Origin of the sequence: Wolbachia endosymbiont (group A) of Andrena hattorfiana (genome assembly GCF_947179565.1) — a bacterium.
GTDB lineage: Bacteria > Pseudomonadota > Alphaproteobacteria > Rickettsiales > Anaplasmataceae > Wolbachia.
In genome coordinates, this window is the sequence record NZ_CAMXBT010000003.1 from 379,462 (window position 1) to 396,609 (window position 17,148).

The window sequence follows — 17,148 nt, forward strand, 5'->3', positions numbered from 1 at the left end:
GTGGTTAAAGTTACTATTAATTCTAAGGAATGTGAAGTAGAGCATGGGCTCACTATAATTCAAGCTTGTGAAGTCGTGGGCGTTGAAATTCCACGTTTTTGTTATCATGAGCGTTTAGCAATTGCTGGTAACTGCAGAATGTGTTTGGTTGAAGTTGAGGGTGGGCCTCCAAAACCAGTAGCCTCTTGTGCAATGCCAGTTGCAGAAGGGATGGTTATTCACACTGATACCCCTAAGGTTAAAAAAGCACGTGAAGGTGTGCTTGAGTTTTTGCTAATTAACCACCCGCTTGATTGCCCGATTTGCGATCAAGGTGGTGAATGCGATTTGCAAGATATCACGATGGCTTATGGGAAAGGAACCAGCAGACTTGATGAGCATAAGAGGGCTGTGCCAAAAAAACACTTCGGACCACTGATTGAGACTGCGATGAATCGATGCATTCATTGCACTCGGTGTGTTAGATTTTTGTCTGATGTTGCAGGTACAAATGAACTTGGAGGAATCGGAAGGGGAGAAAATGTAGAGATTAGCACTTACATAAAAAGGCATATTAGTTCTGAATTATCTGGAAATATCATAGATCTCTGCCCGGTAGGGGCTTTAACTTCAAAGCCTTACTCCTTTACAGCGCGTCCATGGGAGCTATCACATTGTGAGACTATAGATGTGCTAGATGCTGTGGGAAGTAGCATTAGAGTTGATTATCGTGGCCTGGAAGTTATGCGAATATTACCAAGACTGAGCGAAGAGGTAAATGAAGAATGGATATCAGATAAAACCCGCTTTGCCTATGATGGACTAAAAGTTCAGCGTCTTGATCAACCTTATGTAAAAAAAGATGGTAAATTAGTTCCAGTTAATTGGAATGAGGCATTAACTGCTGCTGCAAAAAAAATTAAAGAATACAAAATCAAATAAAATAGCTGCGCTTGCAGGGGATTTAGCAGACTCTGAGTCTATGCTTCTGCTCAAAGAAATGATGCAAAAACTTGGTTCTGGAAATATAGATTGCAGACAAGATGGTGCAAAACTGATCCCAAACAATAGAGCTTCTTACGTATTTAATACTACAATTGAAGGTATAGAAAAAGCAGATTTATGTCTTCTGGTAAATACAAATCCAAGAATAGAAGCGCCGATCATTAATGCAAGATTGAGAAAGAGATACTTGCAAGGTGATTTTACTATCGTAAGCATTGGTCCAAATATTGAATATTTATATAATGTTGAGAAATTGGGCGATAATCCTGATATTTTGAGTGAAATAGCAAATGGAAATCATAAATTCTGCGAGCTGCTGGTAGCTGCTCAAAACCCTATGCTGATCATTGGTCAAGATGCATTAGTAAGAGATGATTCTGAATCAGTTCTAGTTCTAGCTGGCAAAATTGCAGAAAAATTTAACATGATCAGAGATGATTGGAATGGCTTTAATGTGCTGCATAAAGCTGCAGCAAGAGTCGGTGGTCTGGACGTTGAGTTTGTTCCTGAAAAAGGTGGAAAAGACACTAATCAGATACTGGAAAATGCAGAAAGTGGTGACATAGAAGTGGTTTATCTTCTTGGTGCAGATGAAATTGATACATCAAAATTAGAAAATACATTTGTAATTTATCAAGGTCATCACGGTGATAAGGGTGCACATGTGGCAGATGTTATCTTGCCTGGTGCTGCATATACAGAAAAATATGCAACTTATGTAAACACTGAAGGTCGAGTGCAAAGAACAAATTTAGCTGTATTCCCACCTGGTGAAGCAAAGGAGGATTGGTTAATTATTAAAAATCTTTCACAATATTTAGACCTTTCTTTACCGTATGATAGTTTATTTGATGTGAGAAAAAAATTAGATACTATCGGTCCACAGTTTAGAAATGGCGATCAAGTGGTAAAAAACACATGGGTGCCAATTAGCAATGATGGGATAAGCTTAAGTAATACACCTTTCACTTTAAAGGAGTGTAATTTTTATATGACGGATTCAATAAGTCGCGCTTCAAAAATAATGGCAGATTGTACTAAAGCTTTTTATGAACACGCTAGTTAATATTTTATTTATTTTAATACCGCTACTACTTTCAGTTGCGTACTTGGTATACTTTGAGCGTAAGGTTATTGGTGCAATTCAACTGAGACACGGCCCAAGTGTAGTTGGACCTTTTGGGCTATTGCAGCCATTTGCAGATGCTATTAAGCTACTGATTAAAGAGCCGATAATACCATTTAGAGCGAGCACCATACTGTTCATTATGGCTCCAATGCTTACCTTTATCTTGGCATTAATTGCCTGGGCAGTTATACCGTTTGGTGCTGAAGTAATTGTAGAAAATGGCCAGCAAGTAGTGATTCCTAAGGTTATAGCAAATATTAATGTTGGAGTGCTTTATGTGCTAGCTATATCGTCGCTGGGAGTATACGGCGTAATTATTGCAGGCTGGTCAAGCAATTCTAATTATGCATTTCTTGGCGCTATACGGTCGGCTGCTCAGATGATTTCATATGAAGTTTCAATAGGCTTAATAGTTGCTACAGTTGTTGTTACAACTGGTACGTTGAACCTTGGAGAGATGGTGGTAGCGAAACACAATATGCCATTTTGGGTTGATTTGCTACTAATACCTATAGGAATAATATTTTTTATTTCTTTGCTTGCAGAAACTAATCGTCACCCATTTGATTTACCAGAAGCTGAAGCAGAGCTTGTCTCTGGATATAACGTTGAATATTCATCCATGCCTTTTGCCCTCTTTTTTCTTGGAGAATATGCAAATATGATTCTAGCAAGTGCTATGATGACGATATTCTTTCTAGGAGGATGGTATCCGCCGCTGGAGTTCAGTTTACTTTACAAAATTCCAGGTTCGATTTGGTTCGTTTTGAAGATAGTTATACTTTTGTTCGTATTTATTTGGATTAGAGCAACAATACCTCGTTATCGATATGATCAGCTAATGCGTCTTGGTTGGAAAGTGTTTCTGCCAATATCGGTGCTTTGGGTGGCACTCATTTCAGGAGTGTTGCTCTTTACTGGGAATTTACCTGGGTCCAATGTTTAATTTTCCAAATACAAGATTAAGGCGCAGGCGCTCGAGCAAATGGGTTCGCAATTTAACAAGTGAAAATAGTTTATCAGTAAATGATCTGGTTCTTCCTCTGTTTGTTCACGACAGAGAAGAAACAACTGAACCAATTTCTGGCTTACCAGGCGTAAAGTGTTATTCAATAGATGGATTAGTGTCTATAGTTAAGGAAGCTAAAGATTTAGGAATTAATGCTGTTGCAATTTTTCCTGTAGTTGATAGTAAACTAAAATCTGAAAACGCTGAGGGAGCATATAATTCTGACAACTTAATCTGCAAAGCAATCCGTGCTGTAAAATTAAAGGTACCTGAAATTGGTATTATTGCAGACGTTGCACTGGATCCATACACTATTCATGGCCATGACGGCATTTTAAAAGATAATCAGATGGATGTAGAAAACGATGAAACTATATCAGTACTGTGTAAGCAAGCACTTGCTTTAGCGAAGGCAGGATGTGATATAGTTGCTCCTTCTGATATGATGGATGGTAGAATAGGAAGAATCAGAAAATCATTAGATGATAATAACTTTCAAGACGTATTAATATTATCTTATGCGGTGAAATATTGCTCTAGCTTCTATGCTCCATTCAGGCAAGTCGTTGGTTCATGTGGGCTATCACATTCTATAGACAAAAGTGGTTATCAAATGGATTATAAAAATGCGCACGAAGCAATGTGCGAAATTGAAATGGATATAAATGAAGGTGCAGATTTTATTATGATTAAACCAGGTATGCCATATTTGGATATTATCAAAACAGCAAGTGATAAGTTTAATTTTTCGATTTTTGCTTACCAAGTAAGCGGTGAGTACGCAATGATAAAAGCTGCTGCAAATAATGGCTGGCTAGATTATGACAAGGTGATTTATGAATCTTTGATTGGTTTCAAACGTGCGGGTGCAAGTGCAATATTCACTTACGCTGCACTTGATATTGCAAAAAATTTAAGTGCACAAGCCCTATAAAATTACTAAATTTTTGGCGCATGTTCTTCTACTGTTGCTGCATATTACCTAAAATTTTCCAATACATGTTTTAAGTTATTGATAAGTCTGTTACAATACAGTATTATAAATAATGTAAACCAAGTGTTACTTAGAGCATGGGGATTTTTTTTGAATTTTTGGGAAAGATGCTAGGTAAGGTTTTTCCTGCCAAAACAGTAAGCTCTTTTTTGGGAATAGGATATTTACCAGGTTGGCAGAACTATTGGTCTTCTTTTTTAATATTATTTATTGTCGATGTTATATTGATTTTTACATATGGAGACGAATATTTACTATATAAAATGCCAAATTCAGGAATAGTTGTAGCTGCTGTTTTTACAAAATTGGCAATAGTTATGTTAGTAATGCAATTAATTGGAATATTTATTTTTCATGCTCAGGACCCTTCAGCAAACAGTGGTGAAGACATAGTAATACAAATAGCGTCAGGGCAAGTATTGACTGTAGCACTTTCAATGCCAGCAATAATATCAATTTATTATACTGTAAGTAAACTCTATGGGAGTATATGTAAGCAGATGTTTCAATGCCCATTTTGGTTTAATGATTTTATGCACTTTTTCTTTTTTCTTATGATACCTTACGTATTTTTTAATGTCGTAGAAGTGATAAAACCATGGCCAATAAGTTCAATACAACTCAGCTATAATAATGCAATTTCAATTACATTTGAGGGGATTTTTCACACATTTTATGCGGTGATTTTACTGTATTTAACAGCATTTATATTCTGCGATTTAACTATGCATGATGCAATTGTCCTAAATAAAAGCATAATTCAGTATGTGAGGGAAAGTTCAGCAGTTTTAGGTGATTATTTACATAGTGCTGCAAAAAAAATAAATATTGAATAGTACTTATTTATTTATATATTTAGTATAAAAAGTGTGCAGTTTGTGTGAATTTACAAAGTATAATAAAAGAGTTGCAAGATTTTTGGGCTGGTGAAGGGTGCGTTATACTTCACCCATACACATCTGAAGTTGGTGCTGGTACATTACATCCTGCAACAATTATGTCTGCAATTGATACAAAACCGACAAAAATTGCATATCTACAGCCAGTAATTAGGCCAGCAGATGGACGCTATAGTGATAATCCTAATCGCTTGTATCAACATCACCAATATCAAGTTATAATAAAGCCATCTGGTAATAATTTACAAAACGTCTATTTAGATAGCTTAAAAGCTCTTGGCATATCTACAGAAAAATATGATATTAAGTTTGTTGAAGATGATTGGGAAAACCCAAGTGTTGGTGCATCAGGACTTGGATGGGAAGTTACATGCAATGGAATGGAAGTAACACAGCTTACTTATATACAGCAAGTTGGAGGGATTGACTGCAAGATGATTCCTGGTGAGGTGGCATATGGGTTGGAACGTTTAGCAATGTGCATACAAGGTGTAGATAATGTTTACGATATAACTTGGAACGATAACGGTGTAACTTACGGAGATATTTTTAAACAAAGAGAATATGAATTTTCTTATCTAGCGTTAGATTATTATGATACTAAAGTGGTACAGCAGCAATTTGAAGATACGGAAAAATTATGTAAGTTCCTTATTGAAAAGGAGCTACCAATGGCAGCTTATGACCAATGTATTAAAACTAGTCACCTACTTAATCTGCTTGATGCAAGAGGTGTGCTTGGTGTCAATGAACGTACAGCGCATATTGGTAGAGTTAGAGAGCTGACAAAAAAATGTTGCGAATTGTACATGAGTAAATAGCATATGTCGTTGCAGTTGTTATTTGAGTGCCTTTCAGAAGAAATACCACCGAGAATGCAGAATGTAGCTGCAACTCAAGTTAAGAGCTGTATTGCCAATGTTTTTAACAAAAATAATGTAAAATTTACATCAATGGAGGTTTTTGTAACGGCACGTCGCATTACCCTATTTGTTAACAACATAAATGCTTTGGAGCTAAAGGATTCCAATAACGAAGTTAAGGGACCAAACATTAACACACCAAAAAGTGCTATCGAAGGTTTTTTAAGAAAATATCAGAAAAATGAAGAAGATTTGCTCGTTCGAAAAGTAAATAATGAGGATTTTTACTTCATTAAAAGAGAAAGCTGCTCGTTTAACATCAGAGAATTCCTCAAAAATCAACTGGAGGAAATGCTCAAAAACTTTTCTTGGTTGAAGAGCATGAGATGGGGCGAAGGAAAAGAAAGGTGGGTTAGGCCAATTAAAAACATTTTATGCATTTTAAATGACGAAATAATACCTGTGTCTTTTGCAGGGATCACAGCATCTAACACAACATATGGCCATCGATTTCTCTCAAGTGATGCGACGTTAACTATTAAAGCACCTAAAGACTATTTTGAATTGCTAGAAAAAAACAGCGTAATTCTCCAGCTGGACAAAAGAAAGCAATTTATACTAGATCAGATTAATAAATTCACAAAAGAGCAGAATTTACAACTTGAGAAAAATGATTATTTACTAAATGAATTGACAGGGCTTATAGAGTGGCCAATCGTACTGTTTGGTGAAGTGAATCAAGAAAAGTCATTTGGATTACCGAAGGAAGTAATTCTTAGTATAATTAATACGCAGCAAAAATATCTTGCTTTAAGTAATGGAAAGAGAATTTCACACTTTGTCACTGTTGTCAACGTCAACAATGGTGAAGTTGTTAAAGGACACGAAAGAATATTAGAAGCACGTCTTGCTGATGCACAATTTTTGATATCTCAGGACAAAAAGGAAGATCTGGATCATTATGTCAAAAAATTGGGTTCGATATTATTTCATGCTTTTCTTGGCAGCGTGGGGGAAAAGGTGAAGCGTATTACGTCTCTGTCAAAGTATATAGCTATATTTATTCCACATGCTTCGCTGATAAAAGTTGAACGTGCTGCATATTTGGCAAAAGCTGATTTGGCAACATCGATAGTAAGAGAGTTTCCAGAATTACAAGGAGTAATGGGTGGATATTATGCTTCTTATTTTCAAGAAGATAGAGAAATAGTGGAAGCTATAACTGAACACTATAAGCCAATCGGGCCAGAGCAGGAGTGTTCTAAATCCCCTTCAGCAATTGCTGTGTCAATTGCTGACAAAGTGGATAGCTTAGTTGGTTTAATTGCAGCAGGTGAGAAAATCTCTGGTTCGTATGATCAGTTTGGTTTGCGGAGAATGACAATTGGTATAATTAGAACAATACTTGAAAATAATTTGGATATTCCAATTAGGCTATTGATAGATAAGTCAGTATCTTTATATTCAAGGCTTCTATTTAATGAAAATACAACATCAGTTGATAAGCCAAATAGAAAACAAATTTCAGAACTAGTATTTAGATTCTGCTTAGAAAGATTCAAGGTTATTTTAAAAAATAGAGATATAAGGCAAGATGTCGTAGATTCAATACTATATAAAATCGATATTAATGATCTGCTGACAGCAGAAAAGCAAACTGTTATATTGGATCGTTATCTTAGTACGCCAGAAGGTGAACAGATTCTAAGCACTTACAAAAGAGTCAGTAACATGATGAGCAAAGTAAGGAAAAGTGATGGCACTACTTATAGTGCATCTTACGGTAAGAGATTTTTGATTGAAAATGAAGAAATTGCGCTATCAAATTGTGCTATAACTGCTTGTAAAAACATAAAACAAGCGATAAAAAATAACCACTTTAATGCAGCGCTTGATGAACTTGCTGGTTTTGCTCCGTTTATCAATCAGTTTATGGACAGTGTAAAGATTAACTGTGATTCTGATAAGCTGAGAAGAAACAGATTATCTTTGCTTGAAAATGTAGTTTCCGTCTTTCATTTAGTAGCAGATTTTAACCTCATACAAGTCAAGTAATGGATCAATGTTCAAGCAATATAAAGAACAGATAAAATTATCTCCGCAGTCTTGTGGTGTGTATAAGATGATTGGAGATAAGGATAAAGTTTTATACATTGGTAAAGCAAAAAACTTGAAATCGAGATTATCTGACTACCTTCAATTTGAAAACCTTTCTGAACGAATTAGAGTTATGCTCTCACAGGTTGTTAAGGTTGAAATATTCATCACTGAGAATGAAATCGAAGCACTGCTTCTTGAAGCACAGTTAATAAAATCATTGAAACCACTTTATAATATTGTGCTCAAGGATGGAAAATTTTATCCTTATATAATAATTTCCAAGCACGATTATCCAAGAATAGCAAAATATAGAGGCAAATTTAAGAAGAATGAGTTTCATTATTATGGTCCCTTTACATCTGCCGCTGCTGTTAAGCAAACTATATTGTCATTGCAAAAAGCTTTTCTCCTAAGAGTATGTTCAGATCAATACTTTTCCTCAACAAAAAGACCATGTATTGAATATCAAATTAAGCGCTGCTCAGCACCATGCATAAACAAAATCACAAAAGACGACTACTGCCAATCAGTAAAACAGGCACGAAATACATTGCTTGGAAGAAATAAGGAAGTGAAAGAACAGTTACTTTTCACAATGAGAAAGTGCAGCAGTGAAGAAAACTATGAGCTTGCTGCTATATATAGAGATCGGGTAAAGTTTCTTGAGCAAATTCAAATACAGCACACGGATTTTTCTTTTGAAAAAGATGCAGATTTCTTCAGTATTGTACATGAAGAGGATCTAGCATGTATTAGTGTGTTATCGTTCAGAAATAAAGACAACTACGGCAGCACTCCTTACTTTGCCGAGAACTGTGGTGATCACTCAAATGATGAAATTTTATCCACCTTTTTGGTCAATTTTTATAATTCAGCTAACATATCTCCAATACAAATTTACGTTCCAGATTCTATTGTGGATAAGGAAATTATAGAACAAGCACTATATAAGGTTGCTCAAAAGCCAGTAAAAGTTCTGCATGCAAAGAATAAAAAAGAGCGTGATTTATTGAAATTTGTTTATGATAACTCTCAGCATAGCTTAGAGCAGAAGCTTATCGATTATAGAAATAACCTAGAAAAGCTTGAGGAGCTTAGCAAAATCTTCTTGTTACCAAACATTCCAAAGCGTATTGAGGTTTATGACAATAGCCATATATTTGGAAATCAACAAATTGGTGTAATGGTTGTTGCAGGGCAGGAGGGTTTTTTAAAAAGTGAGTACAGAAAATTTACTATAAAGGAAAAATTTTCAGGCGATGACTATAAAATGATGAGGGAAGTGCTAACCAGACGTTTCTCCGGCAATATAAAAGGCATAATACCTGATTTTTTACTGATTGATGGTGGACCAGGACATGTTTCCATAGTACAGAATGTACTGGAAGTATTGAATATAAACGTTCCTTTTGCTTGTATGGCAAAAGGTCCTGATCGTAACGCAGGAAATGAAACATTTTATATGCTGGGTAGGGAAGAATTCAGTCTGGCAAATGACAGCAAAGTCATGCTTTACTTACAATTGCTGCGTAATGAAGCCCACCGTTTTGCGATAACTTCACATAGAAAAAAACGCGATAAACAGTTTATAGTTTCACAATTAAGCACAATACCCGGCATTGGCAACAAAAGGAAAAAGGCGTTGATGTCTTATTTTGGTTCAGTGAAAAATATAAGCAAAGCTTCTCTGGCTGAAATTCAAAACGTACATGGAATTAGTAAAGGCTTAGCAGAAGTCATTCTTAAATACGTGAATTATAAGAGAGGAGTGCTCTTAACCTGACACATATGGCTTTTTGAATACTCCTAATGAACATATTTATAAATAAATATTTACTCTTCTTTTTTATTGTTTTTGGGTTTTTCTTGATCAACCATTTCTCCACCGATCTCTTTTATTTTTAGTATCAACGACTCTGGTACATACATGTCAATTACTTCTTCTGCTGTCACAAATAAAGCCTGATAAGAGTGTGAATTTATTATCCAATTAGGCAATATGTCTTCTGCTTTTATTTCAGAATGTTCCTCTTTTTTGCCATATTCTTTTTTGTCATATACTGTGTAGCAATATAAGTGCACAGCAAAAAATAATACATAAGAGAGCAATATTCCTTTAAGCACTCCGAGAAAGATTCCAGTAACTCTATCGATAAACCCCAACCTTATGGGTGATAATATGTACATTAGCCAGTTGTTTATTATCATGAATATAAGATTAAGTATAATAAATACAGAGATTGTAGAAAGTATGTTTAGTATAACTTTAGAATCAAAATATTTACTATAATTTGGAGTGAAAAAATCATAGTGATTAGCTGTCAGAAAAATTGATAAAAATAGAAACATTAGTGCGCATAGCTCTTTTATAAAACCTCTAGTTACCGAGATTATTACGCATAGAACAACAATGAAGATAATTAGGCTATCGAAAAGCATATTTTATATCTATATGGTTTTCAAGATATAATAGTTGTAAATAACAAGGTTGTAAAATTAATTGTATTTATGCTGCATCAATTGATCTAAATACCTAGCGATCATGTCAATTTCTAAATTCAGATAATCATTTATTTTGTTGTACTGAAAAGTTGTATTTTCCCATGTATAGGGAGTGATATTTACTGTAAATTCCTGATTAATAACTGAATTCACTGTGAGGGAAACCCCGTCTAGTGTAACGGAGCCTTTTTTTGCAACAAATTTAATTAATTCTTGTGGGCACGATAGTTTGATTTCATGAGAATCTAAATTTCGCTCAATTGTTAAAATTTTTACTATCCCATCAACATGACCCTGAACCAAGTGGCCATCGATTCTGTCGCTTAGCCGCATTGCTTGTTCTAGGTTTATTTTTTTTCCTATTCTCCACGTATTTAAGTTAGCAACCTTCATAGTTTCTTGAGACACTTGAACTGTGAATACATCGTTCAGTATGTTCACAACAGTTAAGCATACACCAGAGCAAGCTATTGAATCTCCTTTGTTTATAGAGGGTAAATTTTGTGTTTTGATATGGAAAATTTGATCAGAGTTGGAGTGAGTGGTAGTATCAGTTATAGTCCCGATATCCGTGATAATTCCTTTAAACATATGGTGAAAATAAATAATTTTACCATGAAAAATTTTTTACAACAACTTACTTCTATTTTGTTATAGCTAAAGTAATTCTGGTTTACCGACGATTTAAAAAACGACAAATTCGTCATTCCGCTGCTTGTTAGTGGGATCTATGTGAGATACCGTGACGGTATGACGTAGGACTGCTGTCATCCCGCTGCTTGTTAGCGGGATCTATCCGCGGCGGTATGTCGTAGGAAAACTGAGCCTGCACTAGCTATAGGCGCGAGAAAGGGGATCGTTTTCACTTACTTGCTTAACAGATTCTATAGAATATTCAGAATATATAAAGTAAGCTAAACTCAAAACACATAATGTAATCAATGTTGGTAACCCTATGTTCAATGCTAACCCAATATTTTCTCTTTTTTCTGGTGGCACTAATCCTTTTAACATTGACACTTTTCCTAATGGAAAATGCCATAAGCAAAGTGTTGATGCAGATGCTACTATTATAAATAGACAAAAATAAGCCTTTTTTGAGGAAAATACAGTTTTTAACGGTGATTTGAGTGTAATGTTAGTAGGTGGTAGAGTTTTAGCTTCATTTGTTACTGGCGAAGGATCTTTAGATTTATTTATTGGTAAAGGGTTTGTAGATTTATGAGGAGTATTTTCATGTTGCGTAGGCGGTTGTTGTATATAAACACCTGAAACTAATTTGAGCAATTGCTCTTTTTTTTTTATATACTTGCTTATGTAAATACTCTTTTGGAAAAGAAGACTTGCCAGCTGGTTGTGGTATTTCTAATACTTCTGATATCTCACCTGACTCTAATATTTCATGTAATTGTTTATCTTGAAAATAAACAATATTGAATATTGAGTTAAAAACATTGCGAAATGTTTCTGGATCTTGATTTTTGTATCCATTCATCACTTCAATAAATATTTCATCGAGTTTTTTTCCCCTGCGCTCAATCTGGTTATCTAACATAGCTACTCTAGCATCATTTTGTGCTTGTTTTATGTCTAATTGTTTTTCTTTCTCTGATAGTTCTTTGGTCTGCTTTTTTGACTTCTTTTTTCTGTTAGCCTTAAAATACTCTGTGTGCGAAGTAGTTTGACCTACATTCTGTTCTGCTTCTTGAGGTATTGGATTTCCTATACTACTTGTCATCCAAGTAGCTGACACTGGGGTCCATTTTTTTTCTGGATTCCAGCGTCAAGCGCTGGAATGACACCAAATGGTATATTGTTGCTCTGTATAGAAGGTTTTGGTGTTCTTAAAAGGGATAACCTTATTACATCATTAAAAAAATTGGATAAGGGAAGGAAGATTCTATATTTTGGTGTATTAGCTTTTATTGCAGCAGTAACCACTGGAGCTTTACAATTTACTTTGCTTGCTACGTTAAAGCCAAACGAGCCTGTAAATGGTACAATTTGTCTATTTTGTGCGTTTTTTTGCTTAGTTTCACTCTGTTCTTGCCTGTCTTCATTTTCTGCTTCTTTTACTTGTAGTGTAACTTGACTCTGTTCCTCATTTTCAGTTTTTTCTGCATGTTTTAGCTTTTCATTTAAAAATGACCCTATTTGGTGCAAATTATCTAAATTAATGTCTTTAACATTTGTTTGTAGTATGATTGTTATTCCTTGCAGAAGGATTTGAGGCGGAGCATTATTTACGAATTCTTCTACAGTTTTATCACTATTAGTTTTACAGTAGTTATTATATAATTCACTGCTTTCTTTTTGTACTTTTATGTTGACTGTAAAATTTTTTTCCCGAGAAAGGCAGATTTTAAAAAAATCAATTAAAGATTTTATTTGAAATGGTCTTGTATTAAAGGTGTCTTTACCTGTTGCTGTTAGCTCAAATGAAAATTCTTGTATATTACTTTCAATACTTCTCGAGCGAATGGTACTGATCTTAATTATTTTGCTAGAAAATGCTTTACTTATGTTTTTGGATCTTTCCTTAAAGAACTTAGGTAAATCCTCTATTTTGTACTTATTATCAGTTTCAGCGTCACTGTTGTGCATGGTTGATACAGCAAATTCATCAACGCAAAGGTAAATAAAAAAACCAATTGGTCAATAAATTAATAATTAAAATGGGACAGTTTTTAGATTGTTGATGCTATTCAAGATTTTACTATAATTAAAGTTTAAGTCAGCGTTTCTAAGATGAATAAAGAGCTACTGAATGAAATACCTTCACTTGAAGATAAAGCGGTCTCTGAAATTGAGAATGCTTCTTCTTTACAAGATTTAGAAAAAGTCAGGCTATCATATTTGGGAAAAAAGGGTGTAATTAAAGCTTATTTTGACAACTTAAAAGAGATAGAAGACGCAGGAAAAAAGCGCAATTTAGGCGAAGTTATCAACGTTTTACGTAATAAGCTAGATCAGCTTATAATGAATAAGGAAAATGCACTAAAAGCCGAAGAAGTTAACTTTAAATTGCAGAACGAGGCGGTTGATATCACGTTGCCCATTAGACCAGAAAAAATGGGCAAGGTCCATCCACTCAGTAAGGTTCTAAATGAAGTAAAGCTTATTTTTGCACATATGGGTTTTAAAGCAGTTGATGGCCCTGACATTGAAGATGAATTTCATGTATTTGATGCACTGAATACTCCAAGTCACCACCCTGCGCGGGAGGAGCAAGATACCTTCTACTTAAAGAATAAAATAAACGACAAAAGAATGGTGCTGCGCACTCATACCTCATCTGTGGAGATCAGAACTATGGAAAAAGCGAAAACTTTTCCGATTAAAATCGTATCTCCTGGTAGAGTATACAGAAACGACTTTGATGCAACTCACACCCCTATGTTCCATCAAATAGAGGGGTTATATGTCAATGAGAATGTCAATATGGGCCAGTTAAAATTTACTATTCATCACTTCCTTAATAAGTTTTTTGGAGATAAAGGGCTGAAGATACGTTTTCGTAATAGTTTTTTTCCCTTTTACCGAGCCTTCTGCAGAAGTGGACATAAGTTATAAAGGTAGTAAATGGATAGAAGTACTGGGATGCGGTATGACGCATCCAAATGTATTTCAAAATGTTGGAATAGATCACACTAAATATAGCGGTTTTGCGTTTGGCATTGGTATAGAAAGGCTTGCAATGCTAAAATATCAAATTAGCGACTTAAGGAGCTTTTATGACAACAAAATCAGCTGGCTTGATCATTACGGTTTTCATTTTTCATCTTTAAGATAAGTGATAAGTAAAACTCATACGTTCGTTATACTTGCTGCAGGGCATGGCAGGCGGATGAATTCAGATTTGCCTAAGGTCCTACACAAAATAGGCAGTTTTTCCATGCTCCAGCATGTCATTTACAATGCAAAACAGTTAAATCCTGAAAATATTGCTGTTGTAGTTGATCTGCCTTTAATTGAAAGACTAAAGTGCTTTAAGGATATACAGTTAATTACACAAGAATTAACACTTGGCACGGGAGATGCAGTCAAAACTGCGATGAGAAACCTGAAAGAATTGCCAGATTCGAGCATAATTATTGTGCAGTATGGAGATACCCCACTCATAAAAAGCAGCACAATAACTAAAATGGTTAGTTGCTTAGAAGGCAAGGCTCTAGTTTGCCTAGGTTTTAGGACAAGCAATAAAGAATACGGTAGGTTAATTATCGAGAATGGTTCCTTAAGAGAAATCGTAGAAGCAAAGAGTGATAAAAATAATCATGAAGAGTTTCTTGCAAATGCTGGAATAATGGTTGCATGTGCAAAGAATTTACGTGAATTGGTGGAGAAAATAGAGTGCAATAGCTCAACTCATGAATATTATTTGACCGATATAGTTTCCATTGCAGTGAAGAGTAATTTAAATGTCGGTTACGTTATTACCGGTGGAGAAGAGGCAACGGGAATAAATAACAGAAATGACCTTATAAAAGCTGAATTTTACTTTCAAGAAAACAAAAGAAAATTTTTTACCAACTCTGGAGTAACGCTTGTTGCTCCAGAGACTGTTTTCTTTTCTCTTGATACGCAAATTGCCAGAGATTCAGTTATTTACCCATATGTTTTTTTTGGTACTGGAGTGAAAATAGAGTCTGGTGCGAAAATACTGCCATTTTCGCATTTAAAAAACTGCTTAATTAAAAGTAATGCTGAGGTCGGTCCATTTACCAGAATACGCGGAAACACAACAATTGGTAATAAGGCAAAAATAGGAAATTTTGTGGAAGTGAAAACAAGTGAAGTTGGTCAAAACACTAGAATAAAACACTTAAGTTATATAGGAAATGCTAAAGTAGGGCAGAGGAGTAATATAGGAGCAGGTACTATTGTTTGTAATTATGATGGGAAAAAGAAACATAAAACGAACATAGGAAGCAATTGCTTTATTGGTGCCAATAGCTCACTCATTGCACCGCTTAATGTTCATGATGACTCTGTAATTGCGGCAGGTAGTGTTATAGTGGAAGATGTACCAGAAAAAAGCCTTGCAATAGCAAGAGAAAAGCAGGTGATTAAGAGAATAAAGTAATTCGCTGCAATTATATTATTTTTAATGCTTATATTTGTATACATGCGTATATCAATATTTGGAGGGTAAAAATGAAAAAATTACTTACCTTAGTAGCTATATTACCTGCTGTTTCTTTGTCAGTACCATGTTTTGGAGTTGATTGGGTTAGAGATAGGATCTATACTTCTTCGTCATACAGTTCTGGCAATTTTAGTCATAGTATCGGTTATCACTACACAAACAGCGTAAAAATTTCAGTTGAGCCTATGATTTCAGTTGCAAATATTTTTAAATATAGACTGCAAGGAGGAATTTTAGCAAATTTACGTTATCATTACGAGTTTACAAACACGGATATCACTCCGTATGTCAATGTTGGTATAGGTGCTGCTATCGATTTGAGTAAGTTAGAATTTGGTTTCTCATATAAAATAAGTTCTGGTCTGGACCTTCCGCTTTCTTCAAGGACAAGTGCTTTTGCTGGTTATAGTCTATTGAAAGCATTTGAAGATTATAATCATGGATTTGAGCTTGGAGTAAATTATAACTTATAAAACCCCAGCTGAATAGCAACAGGTTGTACTTTTTTCAAATTGAAGCTGAATTTTTGCTAGATAATTAATAAGCCATATTATGGAGTTTTAATTAGAGACCTGCCGCAAAAGCAAAGTGAGGGAGATTAAAAATGATCAAGTTTTGCTTCTGTTCAAAACAAGATTTTTTGAGAATTAATTATTGTCTGAGAAAAAGCAGATAACAAGGTGAAAAAAGATAGAAGTATTTAAGTAGCTCAGAAGGAGCATTAAGTCATGTTTTTTATTTATATTGACAGCATGTATGACATCGTTTACGATTAAAGTTAATAACAATAATTTATATTTATCATGTTTGCAGTAATTGAGACTGGTGGAAAACAATATTTAGTAAAAGAAGGCAGTATAATAAAAGTAGAGAAGTTAGAAGTTGGAGAAAAAAAAGAGGTAGAAGTCAATAAGGTGATTTGTATTTCAAATAATGGCTTATCTTATTCATCTAATGCTACTGTTAAAGCTGAAGTATTGGAGCAGTGTAGAGGAGAAAAAATTATAATCTTTAAGAAGAAAAGAAGAAAAAATTACCGTAGAAAGACTGGTCATAGGCAGTATATAACTGTTCTTCGTATCAATGAAATTAATCTTCAAAAGTAAGAGGTAAGATATGGCAACTAAAAAATCAGGTGGTAGTTCCTGTAATGGTAGAGATTCAGCAGGTCGTAGGTTAGGAATAAAGAAGAATGGGAAGGTTATTCCTGGTAATATAATTGTGCGCCAAAGAGGCACAAAATTCCATCCTGGGAAGAATGTTGGTATAGGTAAAGATCATACGATTTTTGCCAAAGTAGAAGGCTGGGTCAGCTTTAGAAGGTCAGCAAATAAAAAGACTTTTATTGATATCTTGCCTACAGATAATATGAAAGCTTCAGCTTGAATAAATCAGGGGTCTGTAGCTCAGGTGGTTAGAGCGCACGCCTGATAAGCGTGAGGTCGGAGGTTCAACTCTTCCCAGGCCCACCATTTAGTAATTACTAACTGTGTTTTTTATAGCGGTTTTGGTATTGTAT

12 protein-coding genes, 1 tRNA gene and 3 pseudogenes are annotated in these 17,148 nt (G+C 34.8%); 13 read left to right on the forward strand and 3 right to left on the reverse strand.

Annotated features, from left to right (window positions below):
- From nuoG to uvrC, 7 genes and pseudogenes are all read left to right on the forward strand, one after another.
- Positions 1 to 2,050: pseudogene (gene nuoG / locus OM966_RS06910) on the forward strand (NADH-quinone oxidoreductase subunit NuoG).
- Positions 2,034 to 3,059: an NADH-quinone oxidoreductase subunit NuoH gene (nuoH, locus tag OM966_RS06915; RefSeq protein ID WP_264329340.1), complete on the forward strand. Its 1,026-nt coding sequence runs from the start codon at positions 2,034 to 2,036 to the stop codon at positions 3,057 to 3,059. The pseudogene nuoG and the gene nuoH overlap by 17 nt, the downstream one beginning before the upstream one ends.
- Complete coding sequence (gene hemB, locus OM966_RS06920; RefSeq protein ID WP_264329341.1) at positions 3,052 to 4,056, forward strand: porphobilinogen synthase; 1,005 nt, start codon at positions 3,052 to 3,054, stop codon at positions 4,054 to 4,056. Before nuoH ends, hemB begins: the two co-directional genes overlap by 8 nt.
- A gap of 137 nt (positions 4,057 to 4,193) precedes the next feature.
- On the forward strand, positions 4,194 to 4,952 hold the full coding sequence (locus OM966_RS06925) for a phosphatidylglycerophosphatase (protein ID WP_264329342.1): 759 nt from the start codon (positions 4,194 to 4,196) through the stop codon (positions 4,950 to 4,952).
- A gap of 44 nt (positions 4,953 to 4,996) precedes the next feature.
- Positions 4,997 to 5,836, forward strand: coding sequence for a glycine--tRNA ligase subunit alpha (locus OM966_RS06930; RefSeq protein ID WP_264329343.1), 840 nt, complete (start codon positions 4,997 to 4,999; stop codon positions 5,834 to 5,836).
- Positions 5,837 to 5,839: 3 nt separating this feature from the next.
- Entirely contained in the window at positions 5,840 to 7,933 is a 2,094-nt protein-coding gene (glyS, locus tag OM966_RS06935; protein ID WP_264329344.1) for a glycine--tRNA ligase subunit beta, read from the forward strand.
- Between the two features lie 7 nt (positions 7,934 to 7,940).
- Positions 7,941 to 9,761 carry an excinuclease ABC subunit UvrC gene (gene uvrC / locus OM966_RS06940; protein ID WP_264329345.1) on the forward strand — a complete coding sequence of 607 codons (1,821 nt, stop codon included), beginning with the start codon at positions 7,941 to 7,943 and terminating at the stop codon, positions 9,759 to 9,761.
- A gap of 50 nt (positions 9,762 to 9,811) precedes the next feature.
- On the opposite strand, the gene OM966_RS06945 is transcribed toward uvrC, so the two are convergent.
- The 3 genes and pseudogenes from OM966_RS06945 to OM966_RS07445 form a co-directional block, all read right to left on the reverse strand.
- Positions 9,812 to 10,417 carry a CvpA family protein gene (locus OM966_RS06945; protein ID WP_253307316.1) on the reverse strand — a complete coding sequence of 202 codons (606 nt, stop codon included), beginning with the start codon at positions 10,415 to 10,417 and terminating at the stop codon, positions 9,812 to 9,814.
- A gap of 57 nt (positions 10,418 to 10,474) precedes the next feature.
- Positions 10,475 to 11,071, reverse strand: coding sequence for a riboflavin synthase (locus OM966_RS06950; RefSeq protein ID WP_264329346.1), 597 nt, complete (start codon positions 11,069 to 11,071; stop codon positions 10,475 to 10,477).
- A gap of 240 nt (positions 11,072 to 11,311) precedes the next feature.
- A pseudogene (locus tag OM966_RS07445) lies at positions 11,312 to 13,084 on the reverse strand (hypothetical protein).
- Positions 13,085 to 13,228: 144 nt separating this feature from the next.
- Here OM966_RS07445 and pheS point away from each other — a divergent pair.
- The 6 genes and pseudogenes from pheS (at position 13,229) to OM966_RS06995 (ending at position 17,101) form a co-directional block, all read left to right on the forward strand.
- Positions 13,229 to 14,273, forward strand: a pseudogene (pheS, locus tag OM966_RS06970) (phenylalanine--tRNA ligase subunit alpha).
- Positions 14,274 to 15,566: a bifunctional UDP-N-acetylglucosamine diphosphorylase/glucosamine-1-phosphate N-acetyltransferase GlmU gene (gene glmU / locus OM966_RS06975; RefSeq protein WP_253307320.1), complete on the forward strand. Its 1,293-nt coding sequence runs from the start codon at positions 14,274 to 14,276 to the stop codon at positions 15,564 to 15,566.
- Between the two features lie 71 nt (positions 15,567 to 15,637).
- Complete coding sequence (locus tag OM966_RS06980; RefSeq protein ID WP_264329350.1) at positions 15,638 to 16,102, forward strand: P44/Msp2 family outer membrane protein; 465 nt, start codon at positions 15,638 to 15,640, stop codon at positions 16,100 to 16,102.
- 330 nt (positions 16,103 to 16,432) lie between these two features.
- Positions 16,433 to 16,735 (forward strand): 50S ribosomal protein L21, encoded by a 303-nt coding sequence (gene rplU, locus OM966_RS06985; protein WP_264329351.1) that lies wholly within the window; start codon positions 16,433 to 16,435, stop codon positions 16,733 to 16,735.
- Positions 16,736 to 16,745: 10 nt separating this feature from the next.
- Positions 16,746 to 17,015 carry a 50S ribosomal protein L27 gene (gene rpmA / locus OM966_RS06990; protein ID WP_096617064.1) on the forward strand — a complete coding sequence of 90 codons (270 nt, stop codon included), beginning with the start codon at positions 16,746 to 16,748 and terminating at the stop codon, positions 17,013 to 17,015.
- 9 nt (positions 17,016 to 17,024) lie between these two features.
- Positions 17,025 to 17,101: transfer RNA gene (locus OM966_RS06995), tRNA-Ile, on the forward strand.
- The last annotated feature ends 47 nt before the right edge of the window (positions 17,102 to 17,148 follow it).